Origin of the sequence: Erwinia sp. (assembly GCF_049696395.1) — a bacterium.
Classification (GTDB): domain Bacteria; phylum Pseudomonadota; class Gammaproteobacteria; order Enterobacterales; family Enterobacteriaceae; genus Erwinia.
In genome coordinates this window covers 1-19,900 of sequence record NZ_JBAVTT010000110.1, presented here as the reverse complement: position 1 = coordinate 19,900, position 19,900 = coordinate 1, and the positions used below count along the sequence as shown (strand labels likewise).

18 protein-coding genes and 1 other RNA gene are annotated in these 19,900 nt (G+C 54.8%); 4 read left to right on the top strand and 15 right to left on the bottom strand.

The genetic code is table 11. The features are described from left to right. Positions 1-44 precede the first annotated feature (44 nt). The 8 genes from WCC56_RS14305 to WCC56_RS14270 form a co-directional block, all read right to left on the bottom strand. On the bottom strand, positions 45-788 hold the full coding sequence (locus tag WCC56_RS14305; protein ID WP_424693022.1) for an SDR family oxidoreductase: 744 nt from the start codon (positions 786-788) through the stop codon (positions 45-47). A 68-nt stretch (positions 789-856) separates the two neighbouring features. Further along, entirely contained in the window at positions 857-3,730 is a 2,874-nt protein-coding gene (gene gcvP, locus WCC56_RS14300) for an aminomethyl-transferring glycine dehydrogenase (RefSeq protein ID WP_424693021.1), read from the bottom strand. A gap of 71 nt (positions 3,731-3,801) precedes the next feature. Further along, complete coding sequence (gene gcvH, locus WCC56_RS14295) at positions 3,802-4,188, bottom strand: glycine cleavage system protein GcvH (RefSeq protein WP_424693020.1); 387 nt, start codon at positions 4,186-4,188, stop codon at positions 3,802-3,804. Between the two features lie 26 nt (positions 4,189-4,214). Continuing rightward, positions 4,215-5,309, bottom strand: a complete 1,095-nt coding sequence (gene gcvT / locus WCC56_RS14290) for a glycine cleavage system aminomethyltransferase GcvT (protein WP_424693019.1) — start codon at positions 5,307-5,309, stop codon at positions 4,215-4,217. Positions 5,310-5,811: 502 nt separating this feature from the next. Then, the gene (gene ubiI, locus WCC56_RS14285) at positions 5,812-7,014 is read right to left on the bottom strand and encodes an FAD-dependent 2-octaprenylphenol hydroxylase (RefSeq protein ID WP_424693018.1); all 1,203 of its coding nucleotides are present in this window, start codon (positions 7,012-7,014) and stop codon (positions 5,812-5,814) included. A gap of 13 nt (positions 7,015-7,027) precedes the next feature. After that, the gene (ubiH, locus tag WCC56_RS14280; RefSeq protein WP_424693017.1) at positions 7,028-8,206 is read right to left on the bottom strand and encodes a 2-octaprenyl-6-methoxyphenyl hydroxylase; all 1,179 of its coding nucleotides are present in this window, start codon (positions 8,204-8,206) and stop codon (positions 7,028-7,030) included. Further along, positions 8,206-9,519, bottom strand: coding sequence for a Xaa-Pro aminopeptidase (pepP, locus tag WCC56_RS14275; RefSeq protein ID WP_424693016.1), 1,314 nt, complete (start codon positions 9,517-9,519; stop codon positions 8,206-8,208). Before pepP ends, ubiH begins: the two co-directional genes overlap by 1 nt. Positions 9,520-9,544: 25 nt before the next feature. Beyond that, positions 9,545-10,123, bottom strand: a complete 579-nt coding sequence (locus tag WCC56_RS14270; RefSeq protein WP_424693015.1) for a YecA family protein — start codon at positions 10,121-10,123, stop codon at positions 9,545-9,547. Positions 10,124-10,294: 171 nt separating this feature from the next. Between WCC56_RS14270 and zapA the strand changes: the two genes are divergently transcribed. The 3 genes from zapA (at position 10,295) to WCC56_RS14255 (ending at position 11,536) form a co-directional block, all read left to right on the top strand. After that, positions 10,295-10,624, top strand: coding sequence for a cell division protein ZapA (gene zapA / locus WCC56_RS14265; RefSeq protein ID WP_424693014.1), 330 nt, complete (start codon positions 10,295-10,297; stop codon positions 10,622-10,624). A 42-nt stretch (positions 10,625-10,666) separates the two neighbouring features. Then, a non-coding RNA gene (gene ssrS / locus WCC56_RS14260) (6S RNA) lies at positions 10,667-10,850 on the top strand. Between the two features lie 98 nt (positions 10,851-10,948). After that, complete coding sequence (locus tag WCC56_RS14255) at positions 10,949-11,536, top strand: 5-formyltetrahydrofolate cyclo-ligase (RefSeq protein WP_424693013.1); 588 nt, start codon at positions 10,949-10,951, stop codon at positions 11,534-11,536. 98 nt (positions 11,537-11,634) lie between these two features. On the opposite strand, the gene serA is transcribed toward WCC56_RS14255, so the two are convergent. Next, positions 11,635-12,870 (bottom strand): phosphoglycerate dehydrogenase, encoded by a 1,236-nt coding sequence (gene serA / locus WCC56_RS14250; RefSeq protein ID WP_424693012.1) that lies wholly within the window; start codon positions 12,868-12,870, stop codon positions 11,635-11,637. Positions 12,871-13,173: 303 nt separating this feature from the next. Beyond that, entirely contained in the window at positions 13,174-13,833 is a 660-nt protein-coding gene (gene rpiA / locus WCC56_RS14245) for a ribose-5-phosphate isomerase RpiA (protein WP_424693011.1), read from the bottom strand. Between the two features lie 204 nt (positions 13,834-14,037). Here rpiA and WCC56_RS14240 point away from each other — a divergent pair, with 204 nt between their 5' ends. Further along, positions 14,038-14,940, top strand: coding sequence for a LysR family transcriptional regulator ArgP (locus WCC56_RS14240; RefSeq protein ID WP_424693010.1), 903 nt, complete (start codon positions 14,038-14,040; stop codon positions 14,938-14,940). 72 nt (positions 14,941-15,012) lie between these two features. On the opposite strand, the gene WCC56_RS14235 is transcribed toward WCC56_RS14240, so the two are convergent. The 5 genes from WCC56_RS14235 to WCC56_RS14215 all read right to left on the bottom strand — a co-directional run. Next, positions 15,013-15,738 (bottom strand): oxidative stress defense protein, encoded by a 726-nt coding sequence (locus tag WCC56_RS14235; protein ID WP_424693009.1) that lies wholly within the window; start codon positions 15,736-15,738, stop codon positions 15,013-15,015. Positions 15,739-15,925: 187 nt separating this feature from the next. Further along, positions 15,926-16,546: an arginine exporter ArgO gene (gene argO, locus WCC56_RS14230; protein ID WP_424693008.1), complete on the bottom strand. Its 621-nt coding sequence runs from the start codon at positions 16,544-16,546 to the stop codon at positions 15,926-15,928. A 144-nt stretch (positions 16,547-16,690) separates the two neighbouring features. Further along, the gene (mscS, locus tag WCC56_RS14225) at positions 16,691-17,605 is read right to left on the bottom strand and encodes a small-conductance mechanosensitive channel MscS (protein WP_424693007.1); all 915 of its coding nucleotides are present in this window, start codon (positions 17,603-17,605) and stop codon (positions 16,691-16,693) included. Positions 17,606-17,807: 202 nt separating this feature from the next. Beyond that, positions 17,808-18,887, bottom strand: a complete 1,080-nt coding sequence (fbaA, locus tag WCC56_RS14220) for a class II fructose-bisphosphate aldolase (RefSeq protein ID WP_424693006.1) — start codon at positions 18,885-18,887, stop codon at positions 17,808-17,810. Positions 18,888-18,982: 95 nt separating this feature from the next. After that, the coding region (locus WCC56_RS14215) for a phosphoglycerate kinase (protein WP_424693005.1) at positions 18,983-19,900 on the bottom strand (918 nt) is incomplete at its 5' end.

The window sequence follows — 19,900 nt, the reverse complement described above, 5'->3', positions numbered from 1 at the left end:
ATCCTCCGACGACGACCGTCATCGGGGGATTTTTTTATCGATGCTTAACGGCCACCCGTGGCATCAATATAGCTGCCGGTAACAAAGGACGCTTCGTCGCTTAACAGCCATAAGATCGCGTTGGCAACCTCTTCCGGCTGCCCTCCACGCTGCATCGGCAGCGTAGGCCCAACACGATCGACTCGCCCCGGCTCGCCGCCATCAGCGTGCATTTCGGTATAAATAACGCCAGGCCGGACGCCATTGACCCGAATTCCCTGCGCCGCCACCTCCAGTGACAATCCTTTGGTCAGCGTATCCATTGCGCCTTTCGACGCGGCATAATCAACATATTCCCCCGGAGACCCTGAACGCGCAGCGCCGGAAGAGACGTTCACAATAGCTCCGCCCTGCCCGCCATGATGATGCCCCATCCGCTTTACCGCTTCGCGACAACAGATAAAGCAGCCTGTGACATTGGTCGCAAAGACCCGATTGATTCGCTCAGCCGTAAGTTGTTCAACCGTTGCCTGCTGGAAAAGGATCCCGGCATTATTGACCAATGCCGCCAGCCTGCCTGGCTGAAGGTCGATCTGCTCAAACATGGCCACCACTTGCTGCTCGTCAGCGATATCAGCCTGAATTGCAAAAGCCTGTCCGCCTTGCTGTTGGATTAACGCCACAACCTCTTCGGCAGCCGCCGCATTCTGGTGGTAATTCACCCCCACCTGATAGCCCTTCTGAGCCAGCAATAAGCTCGTTGCCCGTCCGATCCCGCGGCCACCGCCGGTGACTAATGCTAATTTCATCGCCAAACTCCCATAAAAAAAGGGCACTTCATGTGCCCTTTCTACTGTAGTCAATTTACGGCCTGCTGCTACTCGTATTCGCTCATCGGCACGCACGAACAGAACAAATTACGGTCGCCGTACACGTCATCAAGACGCTTCACGGTTGGCCAGTATTTGTTGTCGCTGCCTGCCGGGAAGACCGCCAGCTCACGCGTGTACGGGTGCGCCCAGTCGCCCACAATTTCCCTCTGCGTATGCGGAGCATTCACCAGCGGGTTGTCATCGGCAGGCCATTCACCGGCGGCAACACGATCGATTTCCATGCGGATTGCCAGCATCGCATCAATAAAGCGGTCCAGCTCAATTTTGCTTTCAGATTCGGTGGGTTCCACCATCAGCGTACCCGCTACCGGGAAGGACATGGTTGGCGCATGGAAACCGTAGTCGATCAGACGCTTGGCGATATCCAGCTCGCTGATGCCGGTCTGCTCTTTCAGCGGACGGATATCCAGAATACATTCGTGCGCTACGCGGCCATCACGTCCGGTGTAGAGGATCGGATAAGCAGACTGCAAACGTGTGGCGATGTAGTTGGCATTGAGGATAGCCACAGAACTGGCCTGCTTCAGCCCTTCTGCGCCCATCATACGGATATACATCCAGCTGATGGGCAGGATCGAGGCGCTACCAAACGGAGCGGCTGAAACCGCGCCATTTTGGGTTAATACACCCTCAATCTGAACCACGCTGTGACCCGGCACAAACGGAGCCAGGTGCGCTTTCACGCCGATCGGTCCCATGCCTGGGCCGCCGCCGCCGTGTGGAATACAGAAGGTTTTGTGCAGGTTAAGGTGAGAAACATCCGCACCAATGTAGCCCGGCGTGGTGATCCCAACCTGCGCATTCATGTTTGCGCCATCCAGGTAAACCTGGCCGCCGAACTGGTGCACAATCTGGCAGACTTCACGGATCGTCTCTTCATAAACGCCGTGAGTCGAAGGATAGGTCACCATGATGCAGGAGAGCGCATCGCCTGTCTGCTCGGCCTTCACACGCAGATCGTGCAGATCGATGTTGCCCTGTTTATCACAAGCCACCACCACTACGGACATGCCAGCCATCTGAGCAGACGCCGGGTTAGTGCCGTGCGCAGAGCTTGGGATCAGGCAGATATTACGGCCGCCTTCGTTACGGCTTTCATGGTAGTGGCGGATCGCCAGCAGGCCCGCGTATTCACCTTGTGCGCCAGAGTTTGGCTGCATGCACAGGGCGTCATAACCGGTTAACTGCACCAGCCACTGGGAAAGCTGGCCAATCATCTGCAGGTAACCCGTAGCCTGGTCTGCCGGGCAGAAGGGGTGCAGTTCAGAGAACTCAGGCCAGGTGATTGGGATCATCTCAGCCGCAGCGTTCAATTTCATGGTGCAGGAACCCAGCGGGATCATCGCCTGATTCAACGCCAGATCTTTACGCTCCAGGCTGTGCATGTAACGCATCATCTCCGTTTCGCTGTGATGACGGTTGAACACCGGATGGGTAAGGATCGGGTCTTTACGCAGCAGCGCAGCAGGAACAGAGGTGCTTTCTGCTGAAACCGAAGCGTCAAGTGCATCGATATCCAGACCGTGGTTTTCGCCCAGCAGAATCGAGAACAGCGCTACCACATCTTCCCGCAGCGTGGTTTCATCCAGCGTAATGCCCACTGCATTGAGGATGTCGGTACGCAGGTTAACGCCGAAGCTTAAAGCCCGATCCAGCACGGCTGCTTTATCACTGACTTCAACAGTCAGCGTATCAAACCAGTTCTGGTGACGCAGCGTCAGGCCACCTTTTTGCAGACCAGCGGCAAGAATGTCGGTCAGACGGTGAATGCGGGAAGCAATACGCTTCAGCCCTGCAGGACCGTGGAAAACGGCATACAGGCTGGCGATGTTGGCCAGCAACACCTGTGAAGTACAGATGTTGGAGTTAGCCTTCTCACGGCGGATATGCTGTTCGCGAGTCTGCATCGCCATACGTAACGCGGTGTTGCCTGCGGCATCGCGCGATACGCCGATGATACGGCCAGGCATGGAACGTTTGTGTTCATCACGGGCGGCGAAGAAGGCCGCGTGTGGACCGCCGTAGCCCATTGGCACGCCGAAGCGCTGTGCGGAGCCAAAGACGATGTCCGCGCCAATGTTACCCGGAGCCTGCAACAGCACCAGCGTCATAAAATCAGCCGCGACGCTGACGATCACTTTGCGACTTTTCAGTTCAGCAATCAGATCGGTGTAGTCATGCGCTTCACCGGTGGTGCCGATCTGCTGCAACAGCACACCGAACACGTCCTGATGATCAAGAACCTTCTCAGCTTTATCGACCAGCACTTCAAAGCCGAAGGTAGCAGCACGAGTGCGAACCACATCAAGGGTTTGCGGATGAATATCGTCGGCCACAAAGAAGCGGTTAGCGTTTTTCAGCTTGCTGACACGCTTCGTCATCGCCATCGCTTCGGCTGCTGCGGTCGCTTCATCCAGCAACGAGGCGGAAGCAATATCCAGCCCGGTCAGATCCAGCGTCAGTTGCTGGAAGTTCAGCAGCGCTTCAAGACGCCCCTGGGACACTTCCGGCTGATAAGGGGTATAAGCGGTGTACCAGCCTGGGTTTTCCAGCATGTTGCGCAAGATAACCGGCGGCGTAAGAACCGGGGTGTAACCCATGCCGATATAGGATTTGTAACGCAGATTCTGACTGGCAATCGCCTTCAGCTCCGCAAGAGCCTGATGTTCAGTCAGGGCATCGCCAACCGCTGGCGGGCTCGGCAGTTGGATGTCTGCTGGCACGATCGAAGCGATCAGGTCATGGAGTGAGCTGGCACCGGTGGCATTGAGCATCGCAGCTTGCTGCTCCTGCGAAGGTCCAATGTGGCGTTCGATAAACGCGCCGGTGTGTTCAAGCTGGCTGAGAGTCTGAGTCATTAGCGGTAAATCCTGAATCGGGCATGGTAAGCAGAAGCGGGACGAGTGAGGTCATCCCGCAGGGCAATAATTTATTCGTCGATGCTGCCTTTGTAAGCATCGGCATCCAGCAGTGAATCCAGTTCAGATTCATCGCTGGCTTTGATTTTGAACAGCCAACCTTCGGCGTAAGGGGCGCTGTTTACCAGTTCCGGCTCGCCGTCCAGCGCGCTGTTCACGTCGATGATCTCGCCGCTGATTGGCGCGTAAATATCTGAAGCTGCTTTTACGGATTCGGCTACAGCGCAGTCGTCGCCCTGGCTGTAGGTGTTCCCCACATCAGGCAGATCTACAAACACCATATCGCCCAGCAGTTCCTGCGCGTGCTCGGTGATCCCTACGGTGTAAGTTCCGTCGGCTTCTTTACGCACCCACTCGTGGCTGTCACGGTATTTCAGTTCATTTGGCACATTGCTCATAGCGCTCTCCTGAGAAGTTGTTGTTATCAGACGACCGGCTTACCGGCGCGTACAAAAATCGGTTTAGTGACGTTAACCGGCATTTCCCGGTTACGAATTTGCACGATAGCCTGCTCGCCAATGCCAGCCGGAACGCGTGCCAGGGCGATACTGCACCCTAAAGTTGGGGAGAAGGATCCGCTGGTGATCACACCTTCACGCAGATTGCCTTCGCTGTCGGTAAAGCGTACCGGCAGTTCATTACGCAGCACGCCTTTCTCCGTCATGATCAGACCAACCAGCTGCTCGGTGCCTTTTTCACGCTGTGATTCCAGCGCTTCACGGCCTATAAAGTGACGGTCTTCAGGTTGCCATGCCACCGTCCAGCCCATATTGGCTGCCAGCGGAGAGACACCCTCGTCCATCTCCTGACCATAAAGATTCATCCCGGCTTCCAGACGCAGCGTGTCACGCGCGCCCAGACCGGCTGGCTTAACGCCTGCCGCGACCAGTTTCTGCCAGAACGCCGCAGCCTGCTCGTTGGGCAGCGCGATTTCGTAGCCAGCTTCGCCGGTGTACCCGGTGGTGGCGATAAACAAGTCACCAGCCTGCACGCCGAAGAACGGCTTCATTCCGGCTACAGCCTGACGCTGAGCTTCATCAAACAGCGTCTGGGCCTTTTCCTGAGCCTGCGGGCCTTGCACGGCAATCAGCGACAGGTCATCACGCAGCGTCAGCTCAACGTTGAAAGGCGCAGCATGTTCGCCAATCCATGCCAGATCCTTCTCGCGGGTGGCAGAGTTAACCACCAGGCGGAAAAAGTCCTCGGTCATAAAGTAAACAATCAGATCGTCAATTACGCCAGCCGACGCGTTAAGCATGCCGGTATAAAGCGCTTTGCCAGGCACGGTCAATTTGGCAACGTCGTTGGCGAGCAGATAGCGCAGGAATTCTCGGGTGCGGGCACCTTTGAGATCGACAATGGTCATGTGCGATACATCAAACATGCCGGCATCAGTACGGACCGCGTGGTGCTCGTCCATCTGGGAGCCGTAATGCAGCGGCATCATCCAGCCATGGAAGTCCACCATGCGTGCACCGCAAGCCTGGTGCTGTTCGAATAAGGGGGTCTGCTGAGTCATATCATTCCTGTGCTTTACAAGTTGTCATGCGCCTGGTCACAGCCTTTGGTGACCGGACGCAAACGATACCCTGGCTCTGAACTTACCACTGAATGCGGCCTTTAACCATAAGTTAAACGGGGGTGAATCTTTTAAGTGCAGGCCGGATCGGCAACAGAGTTTCCAGCATTTTTCACCAGAATACCGCGCTAAACCGCACATAAATGGCAATAAACAGCCGAATAGTCAGTTTAAAAATAGGGTATTCAGGCTAAACAGGTAAAAAATAACCTCAGGTCAGTAAATTATGCATTATTAAAAGTAATGCGAAGAGAGCAGTAAAATTAGAATTTTTCAAACGATGGGCCAAAATGGGGCAGCCTCTGCACCCGCAAAGCAAAGGCGCGTTGGCGACAAAAAGCATGAAGTAAAGATTAGCAGGTGGGGAAGAAAAGCAGAGGACAAACAGAGGAAGGAAAACGTTCAGGGCAAACCAGGATTCACCCTGAACGAAGGGGGGAAATTACCGCAGCCACTCGGGCAGATCGTTCAATCCCATTGCCTGCTTCAGCAGACGCGGCTTCACGCCAGGCAGGTTATCGGCGAGGCTCAGACCAATATCCCGCAGCAGTTTTTTCGCCGGGTTGTTGCCGTTGAACAGCTCACGGAAGCCCTGCATTCCTGCCAGCATCATCGCCGCGCTGTGTTTGCGGCTCCGCTCGTAGCGACGCAGATAGAGATGCTGTCCGATGTCTTTGCCCTGCTGGTGCAGGCGCTTCACTTCACCAATCAGCTCCGCGGCATCCATAAAGCCCAGATTGACGCCCTGCCCAGCCAGAGGATGGATGGTGTGCGCCGCATCGCCAACCAGTGCCAGGCGGTGCGCAGCGAAGTTTCGCGCGTAGCGGCCCATCAGCGGGAAGGTTTTGCGGTCACTCTCAACCTTGCACAGCCCCAGGCGCAGATCAAACGCCACAGAGAGTTGCTGATTGAACAGATCTTCTGGCATCGACTGCAAACGTGTCGCTTCCTGCGGGGAAACAGACCAGACAATCGAGCACAGGTTCGGATCGCTCAGCGGCAGGAAGGCCAGAATACCGTCGCCGTGGAAGACCTGACGGGCAACGGCTTCATGCGGCTGCTCAGTGCGGATATTGGCCACCAACGCATGATGATCGTAATCCCAGAAGGCCAGCGGAATATCCGCTTTATTGCGCAGCCAGGAGTTGGCACCATCGGCCGCCACCAGCAGGCGAGCGCTCATCATGCTGCCATCTTTCAGGGTCACGAAAGCTTCGTTATCCCCAAAAGCGACCTGCTGAAGTTCTGCAGGAGCGATCAGCGTGATATCGCTCAGCTCGCTGGCTTTCTTCCACAGCGCCTGGTGAATAATCGGGTTCTCGATGATGTGCCCCAGATGCGCCAGCCCTTGCTGACCATCGTCAAAGGCAATATGACCAAAGCTGTCGCGATCCCAGACTTCCATACCGTGATAAGCACTGGCGCGTGACGCAAGAATCGAGGTCCAGACATCAAGATGCTGGAGCAAACGCTCGCTGGCCGCGTTGATGGCAGACACGCGCAGCGCGGGCTGCTCAGCCACAGAAGGTTCTGCCGCTGGTTCACGCTCAAGCACCGCGATTTTCATCCCGCTGCCCTGCAGGCCACAAGCTACCGCCAGTCCAACCATACCGCCGCCTGCGACGATAACATCATAGGTTTGCATTACTGCTTTCTCCTTAACGCTCAACCCAGCCTAACGTGCGCTCGGCGAGCAAATTACGCACCAGCGGCAGTGAGTCCATCGCCATCAGGCCAAGACTCCTTCCTGCCACCAGCGGTGTATAGCGGTTAGCAAACAACCTGACCAGCGTGTCGGTAATGCCAATGGTGGCCGCGGCATCTGGCTGGCGGCGCTGCTGATAACGCGTGAGCGTGGCATAGCTGCCCACATCTTCACCCGCACGCCAGCTGGCAGCCACCGTTTCAGCCAGCGACATCACGTCACGCAGCCCTAAATTAAATCCCTGCCCGGCAATGGGATGCAGCGTCTGCGCGGCGTTACCGACCAGCGCTAAACGGTGCGCAGCATGCTGAGATGACGCCTGTAACTGGAGCGGATAACTGTGACGCTGCCCAACCTGAGTGATCCGCCCTAAACGCCAGCCAAAAGCCTGCTGCAACTCGGCAATAAACTGCCGATCGTCCCAGCCATCGACGCGGGCTTTGTCTGCCAGTGGATGACACCACACCAGCGAGCTTCTGCCTGCGGACATGGGCAACAAAGCCAGCGGTCCGTGTTCAGTAAAGCGTTCGTAAGCCCGACCCAGATGCGGCTGCTGGGTCGCCACATTGGCAATAACCGCAACCTGCTGATAATCCTGAGTCTGCCACTGCACGCCGCAAGAGGCTGCGACAGAAGAGCGGGAACCATCGGCTGCCACCAGTAGCTGCGCTGTCAGCGTGTCGCCATTGCTCAACGTCACCTGCACATCTTGCTGATTGCGCACCACGTCCGTCACTTTGGCCGGACAACACAGCTTCACGCCTGGCGCCTTCTTAAGCAAGGTAAACAGCCGCTGGCCAATATCGTGCAGCTCAACAACTTGCCCCAGGGCAGAAACGCCATGGTCGGCGGCATCCAGCGAGACAAAACTGGCATGGCCGCGGTCGCTCACATGCACATGGGTGATTGCAGTGGCGCACTCTTGCAAATAAGGCCAGAGATTGATCGCGGCCAGCTGCTGACAGGTTCCTGCGGCCAGCGCAATCGCGCGGCCATCGAAACCCGGATGGGAACGGCTGGCGGGCTCCGTGGCTTCCACCAGCGTCACCGGCACCTTGCCCTGAGTCAGATGAGAAATCGCCAGCGCCAGCGTCGCCCCAGCCATTCCTCCTCCTGCAATTATGATACTCATCAGGCTTTCGCTGCCGCCATCAATGCTTCGATCTCGTCCGGATCTTTCACTACCGTCGCCGTCAGATTTTCGTTGCCCTCAGCGGTGATAATGATGTCGTCTTCAACGCGGATACCGATGCCACGATATTCGTACGGCACGTCCGCATCAGGCGCAATATACAGACCCGGTTCGATGGTGATCACCATGCCCGGCTCAAGAATACGATCGCGATCGTTGCCGTAAAAACCTACGTCATGCACGTCCAGCCCTAACCAGTGGCTCAGCCCGTGCATAAAGAACTGGCGATGCGCCTGCTCTTCAATCAGCGTCTCGACTTCGCCCTTCATCACGCCAAGCTTCACCAGCCCGGTCACCATGATGCGCACCACTTCCGCATTCACCTCACGGATGCTGGTGCCTGGACGGAACAGCTGGAGTGAAGTGTTTAATGACGCCAGCACAATGTCGTAAATTGCGCGCTGTGGAGCGGTGAATTTCCCGTTTACCGGGAAGGTGCGCGTGATGTCGCCCGCATAACCTTTAAATTCACATCCCGCGTCGATCAGCACCAGCTCGCCATCGCGCATCTGGCACTCGTTTTCGGTGTAATGCAGGATGCAGCCATTCTCGCCCGAGCCAACAATGGTGTTGTAGGACGGGAAACGTGCACCGTGCTGAGTGAATTCGTGCTGGATCTCACCTTCAAGCTGGTATTCAAACATCCCCGGACGGCATTTCTGCATCGCACGGGTATGCGCCAGCGCGCTGATGCGGCCCGCTTCACGCAGGACGGCTTGCTCTTCAGCAGATTTAAACAGACGCATTTCATGCACAATCGGCCGCCAGTCAGTAATGGACGACGGCGCAGTGAGATTTTGACGGGAGCCACGACGCAGCTTGTCCAGCGCAGCAAATAACAGGGTATCCGCTTCCTGATAAAGCCCCTGAGCGTGATAGACCACGTCCAGCCCGTTCAGCAGCAGCGGCAGCTGTTCGCCGATGTGGTCAAAGGGCAGCGCACGATCGACAGCGAGCTTCTCTGGCGCAGCATCCTGCCCCAGACGGCGTCCAAACCAGATTTCTGCAGTCAGGTCACGGACGCGGTTAAACAGCACGCTGTGACTGTGGCTCTCGTCGCTTTTGATGAGCACCAGCACCGCTTCGGGCTCGTTGAACCCGGTGAAATACCAGAAATCGCTGTTCTGCCGATAAGGATATTCACTGTCGTTGCTGCGCGTGGCTTCCGGGGCAGCGAAAATCACCGCTGCGCTGGCCGGCGCCATTTTGCTGAGCAACGCGGCACGACGACGTAAAAACTCTTGCTGGGTCATCAACTTCTCCTGATTGTGCGCCCGCTTAGTGCAGGGTCGGTTTTTGAACTTCCACAGCGGTTGGCAGCACATGGGTGAACGTATCGTGGCAGAGCAACGCGGCTACGCGCACGTACTCGATCACCTCTTCCAGTGACTGCTCAAGCTCTTCCTGATCTTCGTCTTCATCATAGCCAAGCTGGGCGATGGTGCGCAGATCGTCGATAGCCTCGCCGGTCTCGCCCTTCACTTTGTCCAGTTTAGGCTGGGAAACGCCCAGCCCAAGCAGGAAATGGTTCACCCAACCGGCAAGGGCATCAGCGCGATCAAACACGGTGATGTCGTCGTCTTCCGGCAGGTAAAGCTGGAACAGGAATCCCTCTTCCTCCAGCGTATTGCCAATGGCTTCATGCAGTTGCTGCAAAGGCAAAGCCAGCGACTGAGAAAACGCCATGCCTTCGTTGGTCAGCTCATGAACCAGCGTTTGCCAGCTGCTGTCCTGCGTGCCACCACAGATCATCCCGCTGAGTAAACCGTGCATTTCCGCAGGGGTCATCCCTACGCCCTGCTGCGTCAGTGCTGAAGCCAGCGCGTCATAGCCCGGCATTGTGTTTGATAGTGACATACGTTTTGGCCATCGTTGGCTGGATAAGTTCGTGTTATGCTACCACCAGGTGCCTCAACGATTCCAGAAAAGGGGTTGTTTCTTCTATAAGGCGTAGTTATAGTTGCGCCCCTCCCAACCCATTGAGCGGTAAGGGAGATTGGCGGCGAAGTAATCAGTCAGGATGGTGGCATGTCTGCTCAACCCGTAGATATTCAAATTTTTGGCCGTTCGTTAAGAGTAAATTGTCCGCCTGAACAGCAAGATGCGCTGAACATGGCTGCCGAAGACCTTAATCAACGGTTGCAAGATTTAAAAGTTCGCACTAGAGTCACTAACACAGAGCAGCTGGTATTTATCGCTGCACTTAATATCTGCCATGAGCTGGCTGCGGAGAAATTGAAAACCCGTGACTATGCCAGTAACATGGAGCAGCGCATCCGGATGCTGCAACAGACCATTGAACAGGCTTTGCTTGAACAGGGTCGGATTACGGACCGGAGCGGCAGTAAGTTCGAATAACACGTCATCGTTATCTGTGGTAGAGTGACGGTGAAGTACAAAATTTCTCTGAGATGTTTGCAAGCGGGCCAGTCCCCTGAGCCGATATTTAATACCATCAGAGTCTGACGCTCTGTAACCTGTGTGCATGCTCGGTCCGTCCGAGAAGCCTGATGGTTACGACGGCAGTCTCACCTTGAACCAAGGGTTCAAGGGTTACAGCCTGCGGCGGCATCTCGGAGATTCCACTTCTTTTCAGCAGTTCCTTTCTGGTACGATCCTGTCTTACACCCAGCGTGTGATTTCTGTGTTTACCCCTTATCCAGTCTTTCAACATGGTGAGTTATGAACCTGAATCTTCTCGATCGCCAGGCAATCCGCACCCATGTTCGCCACCTCCGTCGGGCTTTAACCCCCGAGCAGCAACAGCTGGCCGCCGTTCAAGCCGCCGAGCGAGCGCTGAATTTCGCTCCCGTGCAGCAAGCCCAAAAAATCGCCCTGTTTCTCTCCGTCGACGGTGAGCTGAATACCCGTCCGCTGATTGCCAAACTCTGGCAGCACAAACAGCAGGTCTTTCTGCCGGTTCTGCATCCCTTCTCTGCGGGTCAGCTGCTGTTTATTCGCTACAATGAGAGCACGGCTCTGACGCCCAATAAACTGGGTATTCCTGAACCGCCGCTGGATATCCGCAACCTGGTGACGCTGAGCGAGCTTGATGTGCTGTTGGTACCGTTAGTGGCCTTTGATAAACAGGGACAACGGCTGGGAATGGGCGGCGGCTTTTACGATCGCACGCTGCAAAACTGGCAAGAACACGGTTTTTTACCCGTTGGTCTGGGGCATGATTGCCAGCTGGTTGATGACCTGCCGGTTGCCGAATGGGATGTGCCGCTGCCGGCGATGATCACCCCGTCTAAAATCTGGCAGTGGTAAGACCGATCAACAGAAACAAAAAGCCCCGGCAGGTTTTCCTGTCGGGGCTTTTTTTATGATGACGGCTGACTACGACGAGCGCTAACTCGTCAGATTAATCAGTAAAGCAGACGAGCACGGATGGTGCCTGGGATGGCTTTCATCAGCTGCAGCGCTTTATCAGCGACATCCTGCGGTGCATCGACATCAATGACCACATAACCCATCTGTGGGGTCGTTTGCAGGTACTGAGCGGCGATGTTAACACCCTGGTCTGCAAAGATGTTGTTGATTGCGGTCAGCACGCCAGGACGGTTCTCGTGAATGTGCAACAAACGACTCTGGTCGCCATGCATAGGCAGAGACACTTCCGGGAAGTTAACCGCAGACAGCGTTGAACCGTTATCAGAGTACTTAGCCAGTTTACCAGCCACTTCGATACCGATATTTTCCTGCGCTTCCTGAGTTGAACCGCCGATGTGTGGCGTCAGGATCACGTTATCAAACTCGCACAGTGGAGAGAGGAAAGGATCGCTGTTGGTCGCAGGCTCTTCCGGGAACACGTCAATTGCTGCGCCGGCCAGATGTTTGTCGGCCAGTACTTTGCACAGTGCCGGAATATCCACTACGGTGCCACGAGAGGCGTTAATCAGCAGTGAGCCCGGCTTCATCATTGCCAGCTCTTCCGCACCCATCATGTTCTGCGTAGAGAGCGTTTCTGGCACATGCAGGCTAACGACATCGCTCATGTTCAGCAGGTCAGACAGATGACGAACCTGAGTGGCGTTACCCAACGGCAGCTTGCTTTCGATATCGTAGAAGAACACGTGCATGCCCAGGCTTTCTGCGAGCACACCCAGCTGCATGCCGATATGGCCGTAACCGACGATGCCCAGCTTTTTACCGCGGGCTTCAAAAGAGCCCACCGCCAGTTTGTTCCAGATGCCACGGTGCGCTTTGGCATTGGCTGCAGGTACGCCACGCAGCATGAGCAGCAGCTCGCCGATAACCAGCTCAGCTACGGATCGGGTATTGGAGAAAGGTGCATTAAATACCGGGATCCCACGGCTGCCAGCAGCCGTCAGATCAACCTGGTTGGTTCCGATACAGAAGCAACCTACCGCCACCAGTTTTTCCGCCGCAGCGAAAATGTCTTCGGTGAGGTTAGTCCGCGAACGGATACCGATAAAGTGCGCGTCGCGGATGGACTCTTTCAGAGCTTCGCTGTCCAGCGCGCCTTTATGAAATTCGATGTTGGTGTACCCTGATGCGCGCAGGTTCTCGACCGCGCTCTGGTGGACGCCTTCCACCAACAGGAACTTAATCTTGTCTTTCTCCAGTGATACTTTTGCCATTTCCCGACCCTATTTTTGCGACTTCAGAAGTGCCAGCTTACCCCTATCTACATCCGGGTATAAGATAGCCTTCTGCCAAAATATCAAAATTTACGGCTGCGGCAATACAAACGATTGCCTGGAGGCCAGCACGGCTACCAGGCAAGGCAGCACAATTTGGCAGATAATCATGGAATGGCGATGAGGATTAGCAGGATAAGCCTGAGCATGAAAGTTATGTGACATAAGTCACCAAATTTCACCATGTTCAGAAAAGAGGTTTTTTATCAGAAAATACCCGACGCCGGGGAGGCGCCGGTAAGATCATTTTACTATGGTCTTCACACCGTTTGCGGTGCCGATCAGCGCAACGTCAGCACAGCGTTGTGCAAACAGCCCCACCGTCACCACGCCAGGCAGCGCATTGATCGCCTTTTCCAGCGCAATCGCATCCATAATTTTCAGATTATGCACGTCGAGAATAATGTTGCCGTTATCGGTAACTACCTGCTGACGGTATTCGGGCAGGCCGCCCAGCTTAACCAGTTCACGCGCGACATAGCTGCGAGCCATCGGGATCACTTCTACCGGCAGCGGGAAACGCCCCAGCACATCAACCTGTTTAGACTCATCGGCAATACAGACAAACTTATCCGCCACGGCAGAGATGATTTTCTCACGCGTCAGCGCTGCGCCACCGCCTTTGATCATCTGCATCATGCCATTGATCTCATCAGCGCCATCCACGTAGACCGACAAAGAGTCAATCTCGTTGAGGTCGAATACCTGAATGCCCAGGCTTTTCAGTTTCGCTGTGGAAGCCTCAGAGCTGGAAACCGCACCGTCAATCTGGTGTTTAATCGAGCCCAATGCATCGATAAAGTGAGCCGCCGTTGACCCTGTCCCCACACCGACAACGGTGCCTGGGGTAACATAGTCCAGCGCAGCCCAACCTACGGCTTTTTTCAGTTCATCCTGTGTCATGGTAAGTTTAGATTCCGTACAGCTACAGTGTGGCGCTAGTATAAAACAACCCGACAGAAATGACTGCCTTCAGGCGGGCTTTGTTGGCACTTTGGAAGATAGCCCACAAACCTGAAGCGGGATATTGTCGCCTTTGCCCAGGGCAAAGTGACAAAAATATGGCATAGTGCAGTTTCCACACCTGAAAGAGAGTTAACACCCACTATGAAACGCCCGGATTATCGAACGCTTCAGGCGCTGGATGCAGTGATTCGTGAGCGCGGTTTTGAACGCGCAGCGCAAAAGCTTTGCATTACTCAGTCGGCAGTCTCACAACGAATCAAACAGTTGGAGAATATGTTCGGCCAGCCCCTGCTGGTTCGCACCGTGCCGCCGCGCCCAACAGAACAAGGGCAAAAGCTGCTGGCGTTACTGCACCAGGTTGAACTGCTGGAAGAGGAGTGGCTGGGCGATGAGAACAGCGGCACCACGCCATTGCTGCTGTCGCTGGCGATAAACGCCGACAGTCTGGCAACCTGGCTGCTGCCAGCGCTGAAAACCGTATTAACGGACTCTCCGGTACGTCTGAACCTTCAGGTAGAAGATGAGAGCCGCACCCAGGAACGCCTGCGTCGCGGTGAAGTGGTGGGTGCGGTGAGTATTCAGCCTCAGCCATTACCAAGCTGCCTTGTTGATCAGCTTGGCGCGCTGGACTATCTGTTTGTCGGCTCGAAAGAGTTTGCGGCCCGCTATTTCCCAAATGGCGTGACCCGCTCTGCCCTGCTGAAAGCGCCAGCGGTAGCGTTTGACCATCTTGATGATATGCATCAGGCGTTTTTACAGCAGAACTTTGACCTGTCGCCGGGCAGCGTTCCCTGCCATATCGTTAACTCTTCAGAAGCGTTCGTGCAACTGGCGCGTCAGGGAACCACCTGCTGTATGATCCCGCACCTGCAAATTGAGCGTGAACTGGCAGAAGGCGAGCTAATCGACTTAACGCCGGGCTTGTTCCAGCGCCGGATGCTTTACTGGCACCGCTTTGCGCCAGAGAGCCGCCTGATGCGCAAGGTCACCGATGCGTTGATTGCTCACGGGCATCGCGTGTTGCGCCAACCTGAACAGGCATAAAAAAGGGCTCCTGCAGGGAGCCCTTAGTTCGGCATAGTAAGGGAGCTGCTGACCACAGCTCCCTTTTTACGCTTACTGGTTACGCTGCAACTCAAACACCACATCAACCTGATCGTCGAAGTGAATGCTCTGTTTTTCATAGGTTGCCGCCGCGGAAGTCATCGGTGCAGCATCAGCCATTTTATACATGCGCGCTACCGGCATTGGCTGGTAGTTGGCTACGTGATAACGAATGCTGTAAACCGGACCCAGCTTAGTATTAAAGCCTTTTGCCAGCTCACCGGCCTGTTGCGTAGCATCCTGAATCGCCGCCTGACGAGCCTTGTTACGGTATTCGTCCGGATGGGCTACGCCCAGCTCCACGGAACGAATTTCGTTCAGACCGGACTTCAGCGCACCGTCCAGCAACTCGTTCAGCTTGTCTAACTGGCGCAGCGTGACCTGTACCTGACGCACAGCACGGTAACCTTTCAGCACCGACTTACCTTCTTTGGTGTAGTCATACTCTGGCTGCGTACGCAGGTTAGCGGCGTCAATATCTTTCTTCTCAATGCCGTTTTTCTGCAGGAAATCGAAGTACTGCGCTACGCGAGTGTCAGCCTGTTTCTTGGCTTCGCCAGCATCTTTAGCCGAAATGCTGACTTCAATCGCCAGCGTGGCGATATCTGGCGTGGCTTCAACACTGGACTGGCCAGATGTCACAACATGGGGGCCATTCGGCAGTTCATCTGCCAGAGCCAAAGCGGGCACGGTTCCAAATCCAATCATTGCGGCCAGGGCCAATTTAGTAAGCTTCACTGGGTTCCTCCGTGGGGGTCTTTCAGTCACATCAGGGTTTACTGACGGTGGAAATAGCCTCACCGCCAGAGAAATGTTCCGTTAAAACGCAACAAGCTGGCACATGTTATTGCGTTTTCGGGTATCAGGCTATGACCTTAATTCCTGGAGTGAGTTCCTTTTGACTGAAATCATGCCCTCAGCGAGTTTACTGCAAACCCAACGCCTGCAGCGCCAGTTTTAACGCGATGCCCCACATCATCACGCCGACCAGCGCATTAATGATGCGCTGGGCTTTCGCGGTGTTCAGCACCGGTGAAAGCCAGGCGGCAAGTGAAGCCAGACCAAAGAACCAGAGGATTGAAGCCGTGACCGATCCCAGCGCAAACCAACTGCGGGCCTCCGCTGGCAACTGCCCGCCCAGACTGCCGAGCACTACAAAGGTATCGATATACACATGTGGATTGAGCCAGGTGACCGCCATCATGGTGGCAATGATCCGCCAGCGGCCCTGCTTCATCGCTTCTGAGGAAGAGAGATCGATGTTGCCACTAAACGCGGTACGTAAGGCACCCCAACCGTACCACAGCAGGAAAATCACGCCGCCCCAGGTGACCAGGCTTAACAGTAATGGCGACTGGGTTAGCAAAGCGCTTCCGCCAAACACCCCGGCGCAAATCAGAACGATATCGCTCAGCGTGCACAATCCGGCAGTCATCAGATGATACTGACGTCGAACGCCCTGGTTTAAGACTAACGCGTTTTGCGGCCCCAAAGGCAGGATTAATGCAGCGCCCAGCGCCATGCCCTGAAAGAAGATTGCTACCACGGTGATCACCTCGTCCTGAATAATTGCAGGCGAGTGTATAGCGGAACAGTCATTAGAGGAAATGGAATAAACTAATGTTATATCAGTTTCTCTAATAACTGTGAGGCAATAAAGGCGAACCGAAGTTCGCCTTTAACTTACTGATTATTCTGGCTTAGGTAAAGACGGCGCCACCTCAGGTGTGGCGGTCTTTTGCTCTGCCTGCTTATCTTCAGCCGATTTCACCTGATGCAGGTGCACATCCATCTGTGGATAAGGAATACCAATCTGATGCGCATCCAGCGTACGTTTAAAGTTCTTCATCAGATCCCAGTAGACGTTCTGCAGATCACCGGCGTTACTCCAGCAGCGCACGACAAAGTTCACCGAAGACGCAGCCAGCTCGTTCAGGCCAATCTGGATACCCATATCGCGCAACACGCGAGGCTCCGCATCTACCACTTCCTGCAGCAATTTAATCACCTGGTCGACATCAGCGTCGTAAGCCACGCCAATGATAAATTCATTACGGCGCACCGGCTCACGCGAGAAGTTAACAATGTTCCCGGCGATGATTTTACCGTTTGGCACCACGACAATTTTGCCATCTGCGGTTTTCAGCGTGGTGGAGAAAATCTGCACGTTCTGCACTGTTCCCATCACACCAATATCGATGAATTCACCGGTACGGAACGGACGGAAGGTCACCAGCAGCACACCCGCAGCCAGGTTAGCCAGCGAACCTTGCAGTGCCAGACCGATGGCTAAGCCTGCGGCACCGAGAACGGCAATCACAGACGCTGTCTGCACGCCGACCCGGCCAAGTGCGGCTATCAGCGTGAAGGCGATGACACCGTAGCGTACCAGCGCGGAGAGGAAGTCTGCTACGGTGGCATCGATATGGCGAGCCAGCAGCACTTTATTCAGGGTGTTGGAGATAATGCGCGCTACGATCATCCCGACGATGATAATCGCTATCGCTGCCACGATATTCACGGCATAACCCAACAGCAGTTCCTGGTTGCGCACCAGCCAACCTCCTGCGTTGTTGATGCCATGTACCACGTTCAAATCTTCCATTTCATTTTTTCCTGTTGTTGATCCCAAACGGGAAATAAGCCGTTTTTGCCAGACAAACTGACATCCCAAACCCAAAGGGTAACCAATAATGCCGAGCTCTGCCAAATAAGCAGAGAAATTAACAATGTGTTACTGGCGAGCCCCAAAAAAAAAAGGCCCCTTTTCAGGGACCTTCTTATTACTGCCGTTTACAGCGGGCAAATTACAGAACGTCGACTGCGTTCAGTTCTTTAAATGCCTGCTCCAGACGAACGATCATTGAAGACTGGGATGCACGCAGCCAGACACGAGGATCGTAGTATTTTTTGTTCGGCTTGTCTGCGCCTTCCGGGTTGCCCAGCTGGGCCTGCAGATAACCTTCGTTCTTTTTGTAGTACTGCAGAATACCGTCCCAGGTTGCCCATTGGGTGTCGGTATCGATGTTCATCTTGATCACGCCGTAGCTGATTGACTCTTCGATTTCTGCTGCAGAAGAACCTGAACCGCCGTGGAAAACGAAATCCAGCGAGTTGTGTGGCAGGTTGTGTTTCTTGCTCACGTAGTCCTGAGAATCACGCAGGATGGTCGGAGTCAGCTTAACGTTACCAGGCTTGTACACGCCGTGCACGTTACCGAAGGAAGCAGCGATGGTGAAACGCGGGCTGATAGCATTCAGTTTTTCGTAAGCGTAATCCACGTCTTCTGGCTGAGTGTACAGCGCAGAAGCGTCCATATGGCTGTTGTCCACGCCGTCTTCTTCGCCACCGGTGCAACCCAGTTCGATTTCCAACGTCATGTTGATTTTGGCCATACGAGTCAGATACTTGCTACAGATCTCGATGTTTTCTTCCAGTGACTCTTCTGACAGGTCGATCATGTGAGAAGAGAACAGTGGCTTGCCGGTTTTCTCGAAGTGAGCTTCACCAGCGTCCAGCAGACCGTCGATCCACGGCAGCAGTTTTTTCGCGCAGTGGTCAGTGTGCAGGATAACCGGCACGCCGTAGAATTCGGCCATCTGATGCACGTGGTGTGCGCCAGAGATTGCGCCCAGGATTGCTGCAGCCTGTGGCTTGTCTGATTTCAGACCTTTACCAGCGATGAAGGCTGCGCCACCGTTAGAGAACTGAATGATGACCGGCGCTTTTACTTTAGCGGCGGTTTCCAGTACGGCGTTGATGGAGTCGGTGCCTACGCAGTTAACGGCTGGCAGAGCGAATTTGTTCTCTTTCGCTACTTTGAAGATCTTCTGCACGTCGTCGCCGGTGACAACGCCTGGTTTTACGAAATCAAAAATTTTAGACATGTTTTTTGTCCTGTTTCGTCGGTCGTATTAAGAGATTCGGAACCCGTCAGACGGGGAAATCATTCTGGCGGGAAAACACTTTCCCGCCCCAGTGGTTACTGTTTCGCACGCTCTTCAAGCATGGCTACTGCTGGCAGTGTTTTGCCTTCCACGAACTCCAGGAAAGCGCCGCCGCCGGTAGAGATATAAGAGATCTTATCTTCGATACCGAACAGGTCGATGGCCGCCAGCGTATCACCGCCACCAGCGATAGAAAATGCGTCGCTGTCTGCAATGGCCTTAGCCACGATTTCAGTTCCTTTACGGAAGTTCGGGAATTCGAACACGCCAACCGGACCGTTCCACAGGATAGTTTTGGCTTCTTTCAGGATCTTAGCCATTGCCAGTGCGGTTTCATCGCCGAAGTCCATGATCTCTTCATCATCTTTCACATCAGAGACTTTCTTCACGGTGGACGGTGCAGTTTCAGAGAATTCTGTGCCTACGCGGGAGTCGGTAGGCACCGGGATTTTAAATTCGTCACGCAGTTTTTTCGCTGCTTCAACAAAATCAGGCTCATACAGAGACTTACCGACGTTGTTATCAATCGCCACGAAGGTATTAGCAATGCCGCCGCCAACAATCACGGTGTCCGCGATTTTTACCAGCGAGTTCAGCACGTCAAATTTGGTCGACACTTTAGAACCACCGACGACAGCCACCATTGGGCGTGCTGGTGATTTCAGTGCTTTACCCAGTGCTTCCAGTTCGTTGGCCAGCAGTGGACCAGCGCAGGCGATTGGCGCAAATTTGCCCACGCCGTGGGTGGAAGCCTGAGCGCGGTGCGCAGTCCCGAAAGCATCCATCACGTAGATGTCGCACAGGGCAGCATATTTTTTTGAGAGGACTTCGTCGTCTTTCTTTTCGCCTTTGTTAAAGCGAACGTTTTCCAGCACGACCAGCTCACCTTCGGCAATGTCCAGACCGTCAAGATAGTCTTTCGCCAGGCGAACAGGAGAAGAGAGTTTGTCTTT

Excerpts from the sequence above, each read along its gene's own strand:
- WCC56_RS14305 (WP_424693022.1), bottom strand. The coding sequence starts at position 788 with ATGAAATTAGCATTAGTCACCGGCGGTGGCCGCGGGATCGGACGGGCA.
- gcvP (WP_424693021.1), bottom strand. The coding sequence starts at position 3,730 with ATGACTCAGACTCTCAGCCAGCTTGAACACACCGGCGCGTTTATCGAA.
- gcvH (WP_424693020.1), bottom strand. The coding sequence starts at position 4,188 with ATGAGCAATGTGCCAAATGAACTGAAATACCGTGACAGCCACGAGTGG.
- gcvT (WP_424693019.1), bottom strand. The coding sequence starts at position 5,309 with ATGACTCAGCAGACCCCCTTATTCGAACAGCACCAGGCTTGCGGTGCA.
- ubiI (WP_424693018.1), bottom strand. The coding sequence starts at position 7,014 with ATGCAAACCTATGATGTTATCGTCGCAGGCGGCGGTATGGTTGGACTG.
- ubiH (WP_424693017.1), bottom strand. The coding sequence starts at position 8,206 with ATGAGTATCATAATTGCAGGAGGAGGAATGGCTGGGGCGACGCTGGCG.
- pepP (WP_424693016.1), bottom strand. The coding sequence starts at position 9,519 with ATGACCCAGCAAGAGTTTTTACGTCGTCGTGCCGCGTTGCTCAGCAAA.
- WCC56_RS14270 (WP_424693015.1), bottom strand. The coding sequence starts at position 10,123 with ATGTCACTATCAAACACAATGCCGGGCTATGACGCGCTGGCTTCAGCA.
- zapA (WP_424693014.1), top strand. The coding sequence starts at position 10,295 with ATGTCTGCTCAACCCGTAGATATTCAAATTTTTGGCCGTTCGTTAAGA.
- WCC56_RS14255 (WP_424693013.1), top strand. The coding sequence starts at position 10,949 with ATGAACCTGAATCTTCTCGATCGCCAGGCAATCCGCACCCATGTTCGC.
- serA (WP_424693012.1), bottom strand. The coding sequence starts at position 12,870 with ATGGCAAAAGTATCACTGGAGAAAGACAAGATTAAGTTCCTGTTGGTG.
- rpiA (WP_424693011.1), bottom strand. The coding sequence starts at position 13,833 with ATGACACAGGATGAACTGAAAAAAGCCGTAGGTTGGGCTGCGCTGGAC.
- WCC56_RS14240 (WP_424693010.1), top strand. The coding sequence starts at position 14,038 with ATGAAACGCCCGGATTATCGAACGCTTCAGGCGCTGGATGCAGTGATT.
- mscS (WP_424693007.1), bottom strand. The coding sequence starts at position 17,605 with ATGGAAGATTTGAACGTGGTACATGGCATCAACAACGCAGGAGGTTGG.
- fbaA (WP_424693006.1), bottom strand. The coding sequence starts at position 18,887 with ATGTCTAAAATTTTTGATTTCGTAAAACCAGGCGTTGTCACCGGCGAC.